Raw genomic sequence first — 15,929 nt, forward strand, 5'->3', positions numbered from 1 at the left:
CGAATTGAGGTAACCAATGACTGGACGTGTCGAAGGCAAGGTCGCTTTCATCACCGGCGCCGCCCGTGGCCAGGGCCGCGCGCACGCCGTCCGCCTGGCGCAGGAAGGCGCCGACATCATCGCCGTCGACATCTGCAAGCAGATCGACAGCGTGCGGATCCCGCTGTCCACTCCGGAGGATCTGGCCGAAACCGCCGACCTGGTCAAGGGTTTGAACCGCCGCATCTACACCGCCGAGGTGGACGTCCGCGACTTCGACGCGCTCAAGGCCGCGGTCGACGCCGGTGTGGAGCAGATGGGCAGGCTCGACATCATCGTCGCCAACGCCGGCATCGGCAACGGTGGCGAGACGCTGGACAAGACCAGCGAGGGCGACTGGACCGACATGATCGACGTCAACCTGGCCGGCGTGTGGAAGACGGTCAAGGCCGGTGTCCCGCACATTCTCGCGGGCGGCCGCGGCGGCTCGATCATCCTGACCAGCTCGGTCGGCGGCTTGAAGGCCTACCCGCACACGGGTCACTATGTCGCCGCCAAACACGGTGTGGTGGGCCTGATGCGGACGTTCGCCGTCGAGTTGGGCGCGCAGAACATCCGCGTCAACTCGGTGCACCCGACGAACGTCAACACCCCGCTGTTCATGAACGAACCGACGATGAAACTGTTCCGGCCCGATCTGGAGAACCCGGGCCCCGACGACATGAAGGTTGTCGGCCAGCTGATGCATACGCTGCCGATCGGTTGGGTCGAACCGGAGGACATCGCCAACGCCGTGCTGTTCCTCGCCTCCGACGAGAGCCGCTACATCACCGGTGTGACTCTGCCCGTCGACGGCGGCAGTTGCCTGAAGTAGCTCACGGGTGACCACCGCAGCGGAGCTGTCCCTGCCCGGTAATTGGGACGAAATCACTCCCGGTTGGATGACTGCGGCGCTCGCCGAGCACTTTCCGGGCGCCACCGTCGAACGTGTCACCGTCGCGTTGCGTGACGACGGCACCAACCGGCGGGCGCGGCTGGCGTTGACGTACTCGGCGGGTTCGGGGCCTGCGACGGTGTTCGCTAAGGCCGTCGACCCCGACCACGCCGAGCTCGTCGCGCTCACCAGCGGCCTGTTCCACGAACCGCGACTCTTCAGCTCGGGTGTGACGCTGCCGCTCGACCATCCGACCGTCTACGCGGCGCTCATCGACGAGCCGGGCTCCAATTTCCTGATGATCATGGAGGATGTCGTCGCCCGGGGCGCCGATCCGCGCGACTCGACCCGGCCGATGTCGGTCGAGCAGGTCGCCAACGGAGTCCGCGGGCTGGCGCGGATGCACAGCCAGTTCTGGGGTGAGCGGCTGACCGCCGACCCCGCGCTGGGCTGGCTCGAGCCGTTCGTCGCGTTCGAAGGGCTCGAGTACGCCCCGTTGCACATCGCCCATGAGCGACTCGGGAATTCGGTATCCTCGGAGATTCTCGGCTTGAGCGGCACGGAGCTGTTCGTCGACGTCTGGGCCCGCTACATCGGCACGCTGACGACTGCGCCTCAGACGCTGCTGCACGGTGATCCGCACATCGGCAACACCTATGTCCTTCCCGGCGACGAGGTCGGGTTCCTGGACTGGCAGATGGCCCGCCGCGGCAACTGGTCGTTGGATCTCGGCTATTTCCTGCAGGGCGCGTTGACGATCGAGGACCGCAGGCGGTGCGAGCGCGATCTGCTCGACGAGTACCGCGCGGCGCTCACCCTGCCCGCGGCCGAACTTCCGTCGGCCGAAGAGGTTTGGCTACGGTACCGCGCGTCCGTCGCGCACGGGCTGGCCATCTGGATGGCCACCCTGTCGGGTGGCGACGCCTGGCAGGACGCAGCCGTCTGCCTCGCGTTGGCGCAACGGTATTCGGCGGCGTTCCTCGACCTCGACACGCGGGCGGCGCTGGCGGCGATCACTTAGCCGAAATCCCCCGATCTTGACGGTCCGGTGGTTCGATAGAGCCTTCGGGGCCGACGGTCCGCAGGGGGTGCGTGTGAAGCGACTCAACGGCATGGACGCCATGCTGCTCTACAGCGAGACACCAAACCTGCACACGCACACGTTGAAGGTGGCGATCGTCAACGCCGCCGACTTCGACGGCGAGTTCACGTTCGACCTGTTCCGGCGCACCATCGCCCGGAGGCTGCACCTGCTCGACCCGTTGCGCTACCGGCTTGTTGACATCCCGTGGAAGCTGCATCATCCGATGTGGCTCGAGGACTGCCCGGTCGACCTCGACTATCACCTGCGCCGCGTGCAGGTACCGAGCCCGGGCGGCCGCCGCGAGCTCGACGAGGTGATCGGCCGAATCGCCAGCACGCCGCTCGACCGCACCCGGCCGCTGTGGGAGTTCCACTTCGCCGAGGGAATGGCTGACGACCGCTTCGCGCTCATCGGCAAGGTGCACCACACGCTGGCCGACGGCGTCGCCTCGGCGAATCTGCTTGCGCGGCTGATGGATCTGGCCGATGGGACCCAGGACGAGCGCGAAGACTATGCGACATGCGATCCGCCGACGAAGGCGCAGTTGCTGCGGGAGGCCGGCCGCGACAACGCTCGCCACGTCGCGGCGTTGCCGCGCCTTCTCGTCGACGCGGGGCGGGGCGTCAGTCGCTTGCGGCGGCGGTTCCGGGGCCAGAGCGAGTCCCCCGATCTGGCCAAGATGTTCAAGACGCCACCCACATTCCTCAACCATGTGGTGTCGCCTGTCCGCACTTTCGCCACCGCCTCGGCGTCCCTCGCCGACGTCAAGGAGACGGCCAAACACCTCGGCGTGACGTTCAACGACCTTCTGCTGGCCATGGCGGCCGGTGGCTTGCGAGAACTGCTGCTGCGCTACGACGGGCGGGCCGACCGGCCGATCATGGCGTCGGTGCCGGTGTCCACCGACCGGTCGCCCGACCGGATCACCGGCAACGAAATCGGCGGGCTGTCGGTGTCGTTGCCCGTACACATCGACGACCCGTTGGAACGCGTCCGCTTGACGTCCTTCGCGACCTCGCGAGCCAAAGAGGTCTACGAACTACTCGGCCCCACACTGCAGGCGCGGATGATGGACTACCTGCCGCCGCCGCTCGCGCCGGCACTGTTCCGCTGGCAGGCCCGACGTGCGTCCCACAATCCGCTGATGAACGTCGCGATCTCCAGCGTCCCCGGACCGCGCAGGCACGGTCATGTCGGAGGCGCGAAGGTGAGCGAGATCTATTCGGTCGGTGTGCTGTCGCCGGGCAGTGCGTTCAACATGACGGTGTGGAGCTACGTCGATCAGGTCGACATCTCGGTGCTCTCCGATGACCAGACCTTCGACGACGTCCATGAAGCCACCGACGCGATGATCCACGGGCTGGCCGAAATACGTGACGCCGCAGGGCTTCCGGCGCTGACGACGGTCGATACGGCGATGGCGCCGGCCACCGCCACCACGACCTAGGTCACCAGATCGCGGAGATCGTTGCGCAGCACCTTGCCGGTGCTGCCCCGCGGCAACTCGTCGAGGACCGTGATCTGCCGCGGCACTTTGTAATTCGCCAGGTTCTCCCGCACGTGCTGCTTGAGGTCGTCCGGGTTGGCGCTCGCACCGCCGCCGAGCACGACGAATGCCGCGAGGCGCTGGCCGTACTGCTCGTCGTCGACGCCCAGCACCACCGCCTCCTCGACGTCGGGATGCGCGGCCAGCGTCTTCTCGACCTCGATCGGATAGACGTTCTCTCCGCCGGAGACGATCATCTCGTCGTCTCGACCGACCACGAACAACCGGCCCGCGTCGTCGAGGTAGCCCACGTCGCCCGACGCCATGAAGCCCTCGTGGAAGTCCTTGGTCTTGCCCGAGGTGTACCCGTCGAACAGCGTGCCGCTGCGCACGAAGATCTGCCCGGTCTGCCCGTTGGGAAGCTCATGGAACTCCGCATCGAGAATGCGAATCTCGGTGCCGTCGGCGGGTGTTCCGGCCGTGTCGGGCGCGGCCCGCAGGTCGCTCGGCGTCGCGGTGGCGATCATTCCGGCTTCGGTCGCATTGTAATTGTTGTAGATCACGTCACCGAACCTGTCCATGAACTTGATCACCACGTCGGAGCGCATCCGCGACCCTGATGCCGTGGCGAACCGAAGTGACTTGCCGCTGTAGCGGTTCAGCACTTCTTCGGGCAGGTCCATGATCCGGTCGAACATCACCGGCACCACCACGAGGCCGGTCGCCCGGTACCGGTCGACCAGGTCCAGGGTCGCCTCCGGATCGAACTTGCGGCGGGTGACGATGGTGCAGGCCAGCAGCGCGGCGAACAGCAGTTGAGAAAAGCCCCACGCGTGGAACATCGGTGCGACGATGACGGTCGCCTCCTCGGCGCGCCACGGTGTGCGGTCGAGCACCGCCTTGAGATCGCCTGCGCCGCCGCTGCCTTCGCCGCGCTTGGCGCCCTTCGGCGTTCCGGTGGTGCCCGACGTCAGCAGGATGATGTCGCTCTTGCGTTCGGCGGGAGCCGGTCGCTTGCCGAGATTGGCATCGATGAGCCCGTCGAGCGTCCGCCCGTCGGCGGGCCCGTCGGTCCAGGCGAGGACGCGGACGGCATCCGGCTTGTCGGCCATCGCCCGCTCGACTATCGCGGCGAACTCCTCGTCGTAGATGACGACGTCGGCGCCTTCGCGATCGACCACCTCCGCCAGCGCGGGACCCGCGAACGAGGTGTTGAGCAGCAGCACGTCGGCGCCCACCCGGTTCGACGCCACCAGTGACTCGATGAAACCGCGGTGGTTGCGGCACATCACCGCAACGGTTTTCGGCGTACCGCCTGGCAGGTTCTGCAGCCCGGTGGCCACGGCGTCGCAGCGGTCGTCGATCTGCTTCCAGGTCAGCGTGCCGCGTTCGTCGACGAGGCCCGGGCGGTCCGGGCACCGTTGTGCGGCCGCCGCGAAGCCGACCGTCGCAGTCATTCCGACCCGGCGCATCGCCGCGCCCATCCGCAGGTACTTGTCGGGCCGCAGCGGCGCGATCAGGCCGGCCCGCCACAGCGTCTGCACGAGTCCGAGAACGTCGGCCACGGTCAGCCCAGCACCGGGAAGCGGCGTTCTGAGGCCAGCTCGTCGAGCGCAGCCTGCATCACCGAGCGCACGTGCGCGTCGACCTCCTTCACATCCGCGTTCTCGCCGAACTGCTCGACCACATCGATCGGCGGCAACACCCGCGTGACGATCTTGGCAGGCAGCGGGAGGTTCGGTGGGAAGATCGCCGACAATCCGAACGGGAATCCGACGGACAGCGGCAGGATTTCCATCCGCACCTTCTTCAAGCCGAGGCGCCGCGCGATCGAGTCGCCGCGCGCGAGGAACAGCTGTGTCTCCTGGCCGCCGATGGACACCATCGGCACGATCGGCACACCGGTCTCGATCGCGGTCCTGACATAGCCTGTGCGACCGGCGAAGTCGATGACGTTCTCGGAGAACGTCGACCGGTAGGAGTCGTAGTCGCCGCCCGGGAACACCAGCACGACGGCGCCGTCCCGCAGCGCCTTGGCGGCGTTCTCGCGGCTCGCCTCGATGACGCCGGCGCGACGCAGCCAGTCACCGAGGTTGGCGATGAACACCCCGTAGTGGGCGAGCGTGTACACGGGACGATCGAAGCCGAACTTCTTGTAGAAAGCCGGGGCGAAGATCAGCACATCCGGAGTCAACATCCCACCGGAATGGTTCGACACCACCAGCGCGCCGCCGGCGGAGGGCATCGCGTCCAAGTCGCGTACCTCGGCGCGGAAGTACCGCTTGATGAGTGGGCCGACCGTGTTGATCACGCCCCGCGTGAACGCGGGATCCCACTTGGCGACTTCCGGCTTTTCAGCCCCCGTGCTGCTCATGTGGTACCTGTCATACCCGCGCCCCCGCCTCTTGCACCCGATTATGCTACTTTCGGAAAAAGAGAATGTCATATTCGCAGGTGGGAGGCGCTATGGCGGGGACAGTGGTGGTGACCGGCGGCTTCGGCCTGGTGGGTTCGGCGACCGTGCGCAGGCTGGCCGAACTCGGCCGCTCGGTGGTCGTGGCCGACCTGGACACTCCCGCCAACCGTAAAGCGCAGTCGACGCTACCCCGCGGCACCTCGGTTCGGTGGACCGACCTGACCGACGAGGATCAGGTGCAGCGCCTGATCGCCGACGTCGCCCCGGAGGTGATCATCCACCTCGCCGCCGTGATCCCGCCGCCCATCTACAAGAACCCGAAACTCGCGCGGCGCGTCAACGTCGACGCCACCGCGACGCTGGTGCGCATCGCCGAACAACAGCCGACGCCACCACGCTTCATCCAGGCCTCGAGCAACGCGGTTTTCGGTGCGCGCAACCCGCACACCGCGCAGGCACCGCTGCGGGCCGACGACCCGATGCGCCCGTGCGACCTGTACAGCGGAACCAAGGCGGAGGCCGAAGCGATCGTCCGGTCCTCGACGCTGCCGTGGGTGGTGTTGCGACTCGGTGGTGTGCTGAGCACCGATCCGAAAGCGATGGCGTTGAGTTCGGACGCCTTGTATTTCGAGAGCCTGCTGCCCACCGACGGTCGGTTGCACAGCGTCGACGTCCGCGATGTCGCGTGGGCGTTCGCCGCCGCCACCACCGCCGACGTCCTCGGGGAGATCCTGCTGATCGCCGGTGACGACTCGCACCGGATCCGGCAGAGCGAAGTGGGCGTGGCGCTCGCGGCGGCGCGCGGCCTCACCGGTGTGCTGCCGCCCGGCAGGCCCGGCGACCCCAACCGCGACGACGCCTGGTTCGTCACCGACTGGATGGACACCACCCGCGCGCAGGAGGCCCTGCAGTTCCAGCACTATTCGTGGCCGGACATGCAGGCCGAGGCCGCGGCCAATGCGGGCTGGACCCGGCATCTGATGCGGCTGCTCACCCCGCTCGCACCGCTGCTGCGCGAGATCCTCAAACGTCGCGGCGCGTACTGGAAGGCGCCCGGACAGTACGCCGACCCCTGGGGCGCGATCCGCGCCCGGTTGGGCGAGCCCGCGTGGGATCAACCCCGCGAGCTGTCCTGAGCGCATAGGGTTCGCCGGGTGGACACTTTTAGCGGGCGCGCGGCGGTCATCACCGGCGGCGCGAGCGGCATCGGGTTCGCCACCGCAACCGAATTCGCCCGGCGCGGCGCCCGGATCATGCTCAGCGACATCGACTCGGCGGCGCTCGACCGTGCCGTCGCGGACCTGCGTGCCGACGGCGTCGACGCGCGCGGCGTGGTGTGCGATGTGCGAAAGCTCGACGACGTCAACCGGTTGGCCGATGAGGCCTTCGGCGTGTTCGGCGACGTGCACCTGGTGTTCAACAACGCCGGCATCGCCTACGCCGGACCGATCGCCGACACCAGCCACGACGACTGGCGGTTCGTCATCGACGTCGACCTGTGGGGCCCGATCCACGGCGTGGAGGCGTTTCTGCCGCGGCTGATCGCGCAGGACGCCGACAGCCACATCGCGTTCACGTCGTCGTTCGCGGGCCTCATTCCGAACGTCGGCCTGGGGCCGTACTGCGTGGCGAAATACGGTGTCGTGGCGCTCGCCGAGACGTTGTCCCGCGAGATGCGCGGCAACGGCATCGGCGTGACGGTGCTGTGCCCGATGATCGTCGACACCAACTTGCTCGCCAACACCGAACGCGTCCGCAGCCAGGACTACGGCCCGCCCACCCCGTCGGATGCCGAGACCGTGCAGCAGTTGGCGTCGAACCCCAGCGACGACTCGGTGCTCGACGTCGACGAGGTGGCGCGGCTGACCGTCGACGCGATCCAGGCCAACCGGCTGTATGTGCTGCCGCACAGCGCGGCCCGCGGCTCGATCCGGCGCCGGTTCGAGCGCATCGATCGCACCTTCGACGACCAGGCCGCCCACGGCTGGCCACACTGAGCCGCCGATCACTCTGCAGGACCGAGTGTCGGCCTGCCGGTCCGTGGGTGGTGGTACCAGCCGCCCGCCGCGTGCGTGCCCCCGTCGACGTGGATCGTCTGTCCGGTGATATAGCTGGCCATGTCCGAAGCGAGAAAGACCGCCGTGGAGGCGATCTCGTCGACATGTCCCGGGCGGCCCATCGGAATGCCCGGCGCGACATCGGGCCGAAGCGTGCCGCCCGACATCTGCATCAGTCCCTCGGTCAGCGTGAGGTCGGGGGCGATCGCGTTGACGCGGATGCGGTGCGGCGAGAGTTCGAACGCCGCGGTCTGGGTGTAGTTGATCACGCCCGCCTTGGCGGCGGCGTAGGCGGCGTAACCCGGTGCGGCCCTGTCGCCTTCGATCGACGTCACGTTGATCACGCTGCCGGGCTGCCCACGGTCGACCAGGCGCCGCGCCACCCGCTGGGTGCACAGCAGCACATGGCGCAGGTTGGCTTTGTACAGCGCATCCCAGCCGTTCTCCGTGGTGTCGAGCAGCGGGGAGAAGAACACGCCGCCGGCGTTGTTGACCAGGATGGACACCTCGCCGAGTTCGTTGACGGTGCGCTCGAGCGCAGCGTCGACCTGGCCGCTGTCCCGGACGTCGGTGACGATGCCCAGTGCGCCAATACTTTCGGCCGTCGTCGCGCAGGTCTCGGCGTCGCGTTCCCAAATCGCGACCGACGCGCCGAATGCGGCCAGCCCTTCGGCGACGCCTCTGCCGATGCCCGCGCCGCCGCCCGTGACCACCGCGACGCGTCCGGTCAGCAGGATGTCTGTGGGGTTGATGGCCATCGGTCGAGGTTAGCGACTCGCTACGCGCCTAGCGCCGAGATTGCAGTGAGGGTCGTTCGCTGACGGACAGCCGTGGCTGCAATCTCGGCCGTAGCACGACGTCACGGTGATCGATGCGGCCGTCATCCGGTCTTGGTGGTGCGGATCGTGAGTCCCTTCGGCGCGTTGCCGATGACCCCCTGTCGCTCGAGGTCGATGATCTCATCGTCGGAGAGCCCCAGCCCGGCCAGTACTTCGCGGTTGTGCTGTCCGAGCAGCGGTGCCGGGCTGCGATGGAAGCCCTGCCGCGCCGAGGAGATGCGCATGGGCAGCGTGCTGTGCCGGGCCATGGGGTTGACGGGATGGTCGACGTGCTCGTAGAAGCCGCGGTGCACCACTTGCGGTAGTTCGCCGACCCGGTGCGGTTGCATCACCTTGGCCACCGGTACTCCGGCCTCCCACAGTGTTTCGACGATCTGGTCACCGGTCCGTGTGCCGCACCACCGGCTCAGGTGGTCGTCGATCGCGTCGTGGTGCCGGCGACGGCCATCGACGGTGGTGAGTTCTTCGGTCGCCCAGGCCGGGTGGCCGAGGGCGGCGACCAGGGCGGCCCACTGTTCGTCGGTGGCCACCGCGATCGCCACCCAGTCGTCGGGTCGGCCGAACTCGTCGAGTTCACCGGTGCGGTACAGGTTCTGCGGCGCCGCGGTGGGTCCCCGATTCCCCTGCCGCTGCGCCAGATTGCCGTATGCCGAGTACTCGACTACCTGCTCGGCCGCGACGTTGAGTGCGGCGTCGACCATGGCCGCTTCGATCCGCACACCCTCGCCCGTTCGCCGCCGGTGCGCCAGCGCGAGCAGCAACGCGTTGAGACCGTGCACACCGGCGTTCGGGTCGCCGACGGAATACGGTTCGACGGGATTCTGGTCGGGATGCCCGGTCAGCCAGGTCATCCCGGAGCAGTCCTCGATCACGTAGGCGAACGCGGGCTTGTCGCGCCACGGACCGTCGAGCCCGAAGCCCGGCATGCGCATCATGATCGCGTCGGGGCGCAACCGGTGCACGGCATCGAAGTCGAGGCCGATCTGGTCGAGCACCCGAGGTGTGTAGTTCTCGACGATGACATCACAGGTCTTGACCAATTCGCGCAGCAGTTCCACGCCGCGGTCCGAGCGGATGTCGAGCGTGACGCTCTTCTTGTTGGTGTTCAACCCCGAGAAGATCGGTGAGCGCTCCCACCACTGCTCCTCGCTGGTCGGCACGCCGGCGATCAGCCGGGTGCCGTCGGGCCGCGCGGTGGACTCGACGTGGATCACTTCTGCCCCCAGCAGCGCCAGCGCGTGTGTGCACGACGGCCCGGCCCAGAAGCTCGTCAAGTCGAGCACCCGCAGGCCCTCGATCGGCGAACGGATCTCACTCTCCGTTGCACGAGCGCTCACTCTTGTACGGTTTGAGGGCTCGAAACTGTACATGGATGAGCGCTCGGCGGTTAATGGGTCACCCTGGCGTACCGTTCGCAAACGGTATTGCTCGGTGTGCTCGCCGAGCCGGGGCGCGGGCCGCGGCTTGCGCAGCAGCGACGGGCTGGTGCGGTACGGCGCGCCCGGCTGCGTGAAGCCGTCGCGCGGATTGGTGACGAATGTGCCGCGCTCCTCGAAGTGGTCGAACGAGGTGACGTTGGCGCCGTTTCCGACCGGTGCGTTCGGGATCCGGAACGCACTGGACAACTCGAGGATGTCCTCGACGCGGTTGTCGCGCACCCACGCGTAAATCTGCTCGGCGTGGATGTTGGCCTGTTCGGTGATGGACAGGTCGGCCTGTTCGTCGATCCATTCGTCATGGCCGACCATGGCGCACAGGTCGAACCACTGTTGCGCGGTGCCGCAGCCCAACGCCACCAGGCCGTCGGCCGCCGACGCCACACCGGGGATCGTCAGGCGGCGACGGTCGCGGAACGGTCGCCCGAGCGCGTCGTGAAAGGACACCGAATAGTAGGTCAGGCTGAGGATTTCGGTTTCCAGCATCGAGACGTCGACCAACCCCGCGGCGGTCGCCATCGTGCCCGCAGCCGCGAAGGCGCCGGTGAGCCACTCCCCGATCTGTCCCGCCACGAACAGCGGCGCGCGGTCCTGCGCCCCGCGGCCCAGCCCGATCACCCCACCCGACCACGCCTGCACCGTGAACTCGGTGGCGGGCTTGTCGGCCCACGGCCCCTCGAGGCCGAAGGGGCTGATCGCAGTGACGGTCAGATCGCTGTACGCATCTGCGATGGCGGCCGGTGCGAATTCGTCGAGCGCCGCGACCGTCGATCCACGTGACCACACCACCGCGTCCGCAGACCGCAGCAGCCCACGGAGGAGCTCCACGTCGTCGGCGCTCTGAGGGTCGACGACGACGCTGTACTTGGAGCAAGACAGGAAGCTGAACAGCGCGCCGTCACTGCCGGGTTCGATCCGCGCACCCGAAGCCGACCAGGTCCGCAGCGGATCACCTTCCGGAGACTCCACTTTGACGACCGTGGCACCACCGTCTGCGAGCAGTTTGGTGCAGTAGGCACCGGCGATCCCGCTCGAGAGATCGATGACGGTGTAGTCGTCCAACGCCGCCACTACTGGCCCTTCTCTCGATTCCGCTTGCTCAACCGGAACTCCGGAGGGAACTTGTCGTCGTTGTCGTTGACGGCGTCGGCGAGGCCCGCGTCGATCGCATCCCCCAGCATGAAGTCCTCGCCGTCGGGTCGCGCGAAGCCGCCCATCGACTCGAACATCGCCGACAACAGGCTGCCCAGATATTCGCCTTGGAACTGCTTGACCACCTCGAAGAACATCTTCTGCTGAAACACGCTGTCCACCGGGCGGTTTCGGGCGCAGGCGTGCGCGTACTTGGCCACCTCGGCCTCGAGCTGATCTCGCGGCACCACCTTGTTGAGGAAGTTGCAACCGAACATCTCGTCGGCGGTGAACGGCCGACCGGTGAACACCATCTCCTGAAACGGCCGCAGCCCCATCGTCATCACCCACGTCCACATCCGCGGGCCCCACCCGAAGTACCGGAACGACGGATGACCGAACAGCGCGTCGTCGCTGGAGATCACCAGGTCCGCGTCGGCGCACTGGTAGAAGTGCCAGCCGTAGCAGTAGCCCTTCGCCTCGACGATGCTGATCTTCTTGAGCTCCTGCAGCGCCCGGTTTCCGGCGGCGACGTTGGCGTACCACTGCCCCATCGTCGCGCCGTGCCGGAACGACCCCTTCGGCGGATACGTGACGTCCGGATCGTCGACACGCAACTCGGCCAACCGGGCCTCGTCGTCACCGGCCATGAAGTCCGGCAGATCGGCACCGCTGCCGAAGTCCTCTCCAACACCGCGAATCACAACCACTTTGACGTCGTCGTCGACGGTGGCGCCGCGCAGCAGGTCGGCGTATCGCAGCCGGGCCGCCGACGTGGGTGCGTTCAAGTACTCGGGCCGGTTGAACGTGATCGTCGCGATCTTGGTCGACGGGTCCTTCGCGTAGAGAACGATGTCCTCAGGAGCGGGCGGGCCTGTCACGGTGGTCCTTTCACCGCGAGCGACCACAAAATGTCGCCGATTGACGGCGTGTCGTGTGCAGACACGGACGCTCGCGGGGAGAAGGAGAAGCAGTCATCGGTCAACCGATTCCGACGCCCGCACCACTCCAGAACGCGCTGGAGGTCAACACCTCGCCGCCGTCGGCGGTGATGTGCACGGCCTCGCGACCGAAGACCGCGCCGACGCCCTGCTGCCAGACGTAGCCGGTGACCGCGAGCACCATGCCGGGTTCGAGCACCTCCTCGGCCACGGTTGTCCGAAGCGCGGGGGTGACGACCGGTGAATCGTAGCCGAGGCCGAGGCCGTGGGCGACGGGCATGGCGGGCAGCGGCTCGCCTGCCGCCTCATATGCACCGAGCAGGTCACTGGCCGGATAACCCGGACGGCAGGCCGCTATCAACCTGTCCCACAGCCTGTTCCACCGGTCATAGAGTTCCGGCACCGCTGTTCCGTCGACGTCGCCGACCGGCCAGGTGCGACCGACCTCGCCGACATAGCCGTCGGCCAACGCGCCCGCGGAGAACGCGACCAGGTCCCCGTTCTCGATGCGCCCGTCGCCGCGGGCACGCCGCCACGGATGCTCCTTGCTGGTCGCCCAGGCACCGTCCTGGGTGGCGGGGGTGGTGACGCCGCCGGCCGCCATCGCTTCCATCAGCGCCCCGGTCAACGCCTGCTCGGTGACGCCGGGTGTCAACTCGGCGCGGGCCGCCTCGAGCGCCGCCTCGGCCACTCCCAGCGCGCCGCGCAGCACCGCGATCTCGTCGGCCGTCTTGATCCGGCGGGCCGCCCGCAGCGCGGGTTCGGCGTCGACCAGTTCGGCGTTCGGGAATGCCATCGGCAGAAGTTGGGCGAATGTCGGTGTCAGCGAGTCGGTTCCGACTCGTTTGACGGTGGCAGCGCCGGGGAGCGCCTTGAGCACCTCGACGAGCGTCATCGGGTTCCACGCCAACCCGTAGAGGTGGTCGTGCGGGATCTCGTCGGGGATACCCTCGTCCCACGTGCTGTTGAGGTGGATCTCTCCGGTCGACCGCACGACCTCGCAGATCGGCCCGAAAGGGCGGGTGCCCGCGACCCAGAGTTGCGGGGCACCGGTCACGTATCGGACGTTGGCCTGGCGGCCCAGAACGAGGATGTCGATGTCGCGGTCCGCCATCTCGGCCAGCGCGCGTTCGCGGCGTCCCCTTCGCAGATCGGCTGCATCAGGGAGGATTTGGAGTGCCATCAGATCCGTCCGTAGGGTGCGTAGGGGTAGTCGGTGATCGATTGGTAGCCGTCGTCGGTGATCACCACGATCTCCTCGCTTCGATAACCACCGGTACCGTCCTCCCACACCACCGGTTCCAGCACCAGAAGCATCCCGGTCGGAAACACGAAGTTGTCGTCGAACTCCTCGCCGAGATCGGTTCCGATCATCGGCATTTCGGCCGCATTGGTGCCGATTCCGTGGCCGAGGTAGAAGTGCGGCAGCCACGGCTTGTCGCCTCCGTTGGCGGCGATGGCCGCGCGAGCCAGGTCACCGGACGTCGCACCGGCTTTGGTGACCGCCAGCACCGCGGACAGGATCTCCCGCCACTTGTCGAATTGCGCCTGCTGGCGGTCCGACGGCTCCTCCTCGACCAGCCAGGTGCGGCCGAAGTCCGAGCAATAACCCGTGTAGGTGATGCTGACGTCGGTCCACAACACGTCCCCGCGTGCGAGTTCGCGTTCGGTGGTCAGCAGCGGCAGCGCGAGATCACCGGTGGTGGTCCAGACAGACCCGCTGGTCTTCGTCGTCGGCATCACCTGCCAGATGGCCTCGAGCATGTTGGCCGTCGCCCCGAGTTCGAACGCCCGCCGGACGAAGGCCGCCGAAAGATCGACCTGGCGAACCCCGGGCGCGAGCGCCTTCTGCACATCCACCATGGCTTCTTCGGTGATGCGGCAGGCGTTGCGGACGCACGAGACCTGGTCGGGCGTCTTGACCAACTTGGCGGGTCCCACGACCTGCGCGGCGTCCGACGGCGGGCCGGCGGGGAACAGCGTGCCCGACGCGCGGCGCATCGCACCGGTCAGCTCGTCCACCGCGACGGCGCCTCCGACGGGCACCAGGTCGGCCAGCACCTTCGCGAATTGTGCGACGCCCTCGTCGAATTCGAGGTACAGCGGGCCGTGCACGTGATCGGCCGGCACCTCGCACTGCGCGGCCGATCCCTCGCGCAGCGGCATGAACAGGTGTGGGTGCGGGTCGTCGGCGAGCACGATCGCCACCGGCCGTTCGACGTGGGACAGCCCGGCATCGAGCAGCGGCCAGCTGACACCCGTCGCGTACACGACGTTCCCGTTGCCGATGAGAACGAGTGCATCGACGCCCTTTTCGTTCATCGAGTCGCGCAGCCGGGCCCCGCATTCGCGGTACATCCGGGCGCGGTCCGGCAGCTCGGGTATGTCGAAGGACATGCTGCGCGACGACGACGCGGACACCACAGTCACGAGAGCCCCAGGAAGTTCTTGATGTTGGTGCTGACGATCTTGGTGGCGTCTTCGGGCCCGACCGCGTCGACGACGGTTTTCAGCGACTTCTCCGAGTAGCCGAAGGTGGATTCGTTGTGCGGATAGTCCGACGACCACATCACGTTGTCCACGCCGATCTTGTCGATGAGCTCCAACCCGAGCGGATCGACCATGAACGACGCGCTCATGTGGTTGTCCCAGTAGTGCCGGACCGGGTGTTCGAGTTGGTGGTTGAACATGTGGCGGTACGAAGCGAACATGTGCTCGGCGTCCTGAAGTGCCGTCGGCACCCAGGCGATACCGCCTTCGAACCACCCGATCTTGAGCTGCGGATGACGGTCGAGGATGCCGGAGAACACGTACTTGGCGAACTGTTCCCGGAACGAGTCGACGTTGACCATCATGCCGACCACCACGCTGTTGTGCTGACACGGCGTCTTGGGCGGTGTTTCCCCGATGTGGTGGCTGACCGGCACGCCGGCCGCTTCGATTTCGTCCCACACCGCGTCCATGTCGGTGCTGCCGTAGTCGTAGATGTTGCCCTCGTCGTCCTTGCCCGGGTTCAACGGCAGCAGGAACGTCCGCAGGCCCAGCGATTTCAGCTCCTTGAGCGTGCTGCGGGTGCCCTTGGGGTCCCACCAGTTGATCAGCCCGACGCCGTAGAAGTGGCCGTTGCTGCGTTCCTGCAGATCGGCGATGTGCTCGTTGTAGATCCGGAACACGCGCTCGCGCAACGCCTTGTCGGGATAGTGGAACAATGCCAGCACGGCGTTGGGAAAGGCCAACTCCTTGTCGATGCCGTCCTCTTTGAGCTCGCGGACACGGGCCTCGATGTTGTTGGACGCGGCGCCGGCCAGGTCGTCGTACTGCATCAGCACTCGCCCGAAATCGCCGCCGGTCCAGGCCTTGCCCTTCATGCCGACCATGTAGGCGCCGTCCTCGTACCAGATTCGCGGCGCGGCGCCCTTGAGCTCCTCGGGGAAGCGTTCATAGAAGATGTCGTCGGCGACCGAGATGTGGTTGTCGGCCGAGAAGATCTCGGTGCCCGCCGGGAGACCGAAATCGCCCGTGGCGTGGCCCTTTCGGTGCTTGGGGGCGCCGAATCCCTCGGGAGGATAAAGAGTGGTGCTCGGGGGGCGGGCGGGAGTCGTTGAATGTGCTGACATCGTTGACAC

The 15,929-nt window shown here is 67.4% G+C and carries 13 protein-coding genes; 5 read left to right on the forward strand and 8 right to left on the reverse strand.

Annotation, left to right across the window (positions count from 1 at the left end; translation table 11 throughout):
* Nucleotides 1-16 precede the first annotated feature (16 nt).
* The 3 genes from AU187_RS06830 to AU187_RS06840 all read left to right on the forward strand — a co-directional run bounded on the left by AU187_RS06830 (nt 17) and on the right by AU187_RS06840 (nt 3,444).
* Complete coding sequence (locus AU187_RS06830; protein ID WP_059101992.1) at nt 17-853, forward strand: mycofactocin-coupled SDR family oxidoreductase; 837 nt, start codon at nt 17-19, stop codon at nt 851-853.
* Between the two features lie 67 nt (nt 854-920).
* Entirely contained in the window at nt 921-1,934 is a 1,014-nt protein-coding gene (locus AU187_RS06835) for a phosphotransferase (protein ID WP_059166478.1), read from the forward strand.
* Nucleotides 1,935-2,007: 73 nt separating this feature from the next.
* The gene (locus tag AU187_RS06840; RefSeq protein ID WP_059166479.1) at nt 2,008-3,444 is read left to right on the forward strand and encodes a WS/DGAT/MGAT family O-acyltransferase; all 1,437 of its coding nucleotides are present in this window, start codon (nt 2,008-2,010) and stop codon (nt 3,442-3,444) included.
* Here the strand turns inward: AU187_RS06840 and fadD12 are convergent.
* Together fadD12 and AU187_RS06850 are read right to left on the reverse strand one after the other, a co-directional pair.
* The gene (gene fadD12 / locus AU187_RS06845; protein ID WP_059166419.1) at nt 3,441-5,048 is read right to left on the reverse strand and encodes an acyl-CoA ligase FadD12; all 1,608 of its coding nucleotides are present in this window, start codon (nt 5,046-5,048) and stop codon (nt 3,441-3,443) included. The two genes, AU187_RS06840 and fadD12, sit on opposite strands and share 4 nt — an antisense overlap.
* 2 nt (nt 5,049-5,050) lie before the next feature.
* Nucleotides 5,051-5,857, reverse strand: coding sequence for a lysophospholipid acyltransferase family protein (locus AU187_RS06850; RefSeq protein WP_059166420.1), 807 nt, complete (start codon nt 5,855-5,857; stop codon nt 5,051-5,053).
* A 92-nt stretch (nt 5,858-5,949) separates the two neighbouring features.
* Between AU187_RS06850 and AU187_RS06855 the strand changes: the two genes are divergently transcribed.
* Nucleotides 5,950-7,035 (forward strand): NAD-dependent epimerase/dehydratase family protein, encoded by a 1,086-nt coding sequence (locus AU187_RS06855; protein WP_059166421.1) that lies wholly within the window; start codon nt 5,950-5,952, stop codon nt 7,033-7,035.
* An 18-nt stretch (nt 7,036-7,053) separates the two neighbouring features.
* Nucleotides 7,054-7,896, forward strand: a complete 843-nt coding sequence (locus AU187_RS06860) for an SDR family NAD(P)-dependent oxidoreductase (protein WP_059166422.1) — start codon at nt 7,054-7,056, stop codon at nt 7,894-7,896.
* Nucleotides 7,897-7,904: 8 nt separating this feature from the next.
* Here the strand turns inward: AU187_RS06860 and AU187_RS06865 are convergent, their stop codons facing one another.
* The 6 genes from AU187_RS06865 to AU187_RS06890 form a co-directional block, all read right to left on the reverse strand.
* Complete coding sequence (locus AU187_RS06865) at nt 7,905-8,714, reverse strand: SDR family NAD(P)-dependent oxidoreductase (RefSeq protein WP_059166423.1); 810 nt, start codon at nt 8,712-8,714, stop codon at nt 7,905-7,907.
* Nucleotides 8,715-8,836: 122 nt separating this feature from the next.
* Nucleotides 8,837-11,302: a CaiB/BaiF CoA-transferase family protein gene (locus tag AU187_RS06870; protein WP_059166424.1), complete on the reverse strand. Its 2,466-nt coding sequence runs from the start codon at nt 11,300-11,302 to the stop codon at nt 8,837-8,839.
* The gene (locus AU187_RS06875) at nt 11,302-12,243 is read right to left on the reverse strand and encodes an enoyl-CoA hydratase/isomerase family protein (protein ID WP_059166480.1); all 942 of its coding nucleotides are present in this window, start codon (nt 12,241-12,243) and stop codon (nt 11,302-11,304) included. The genes AU187_RS06870 and AU187_RS06875 overlap by 1 nt, the downstream gene beginning before the upstream one ends.
* 100 nt (nt 12,244-12,343) lie before the next feature.
* Nucleotides 12,344-13,486, reverse strand: coding sequence for a M24 family metallopeptidase (locus AU187_RS06880; protein WP_059166425.1), 1,143 nt, complete (start codon nt 13,484-13,486; stop codon nt 12,344-12,346).
* Nucleotides 13,486-14,700: a M24 family metallopeptidase gene (locus AU187_RS06885; protein WP_172800182.1), complete on the reverse strand. Its 1,215-nt coding sequence runs from the start codon at nt 14,698-14,700 to the stop codon at nt 13,486-13,488. The genes AU187_RS06880 and AU187_RS06885 overlap by 1 nt, the downstream gene beginning before the upstream one ends.
* Nucleotides 14,701-14,729: 29 nt before the next feature.
* Nucleotides 14,730-15,920 carry an amidohydrolase family protein gene (locus AU187_RS06890; protein WP_059166426.1) on the reverse strand — a complete coding sequence of 397 codons (1,191 nt, stop codon included), beginning with the start codon at nt 15,918-15,920 and terminating at the stop codon, nt 14,730-14,732.
* Nucleotides 15,921-15,929 lie beyond the last annotated feature (9 nt).

The sequence above is a fragment of the Mycobacterium sp. IS-1556 genome, from assembly GCF_001499985.1.
Classification (GTDB): domain Bacteria; phylum Actinomycetota; class Actinomycetes; order Mycobacteriales; family Mycobacteriaceae; genus Mycobacterium.

Excerpts from the sequence above, each read along its gene's own strand:
- AU187_RS06855 (WP_059166421.1), top strand. The coding sequence starts at position 5,950 with ATGGCGGGGACAGTGGTGGTGACCGGCGGCTTCGGCCTGGTGGGTTCG.
- AU187_RS06865 (WP_059166423.1), bottom strand. The coding sequence starts at position 8,714 with ATGGCCATCAACCCCACAGACATCCTGCTGACCGGACGCGTCGCGGTG.
- AU187_RS06835 (WP_059166478.1), top strand. The coding sequence starts at position 921 with ATGACTGCGGCGCTCGCCGAGCACTTTCCGGGCGCCACCGTCGAACGT.
- AU187_RS06850 (WP_059166420.1), bottom strand. The coding sequence starts at position 5,857 with ATGAGCAGCACGGGGGCTGAAAAGCCGGAAGTCGCCAAGTGGGATCCC.
- AU187_RS06885 (WP_172800182.1), bottom strand. The coding sequence starts at position 14,700 with ATGTCCTTCGACATACCCGAGCTGCCGGACCGCGCCCGGATGTACCGC.
- AU187_RS06890 (WP_059166426.1), bottom strand. The coding sequence starts at position 15,920 with ATGTCAGCACATTCAACGACTCCCGCCCGCCCCCCGAGCACCACTCTT.
- AU187_RS06830 (WP_059101992.1), top strand. The coding sequence starts at position 17 with ATGACTGGACGTGTCGAAGGCAAGGTCGCTTTCATCACCGGCGCCGCC.
- AU187_RS06880 (WP_059166425.1), bottom strand. The coding sequence starts at position 13,486 with ATGGCACTCCAAATCCTCCCTGATGCAGCCGATCTGCGAAGGGGACGC.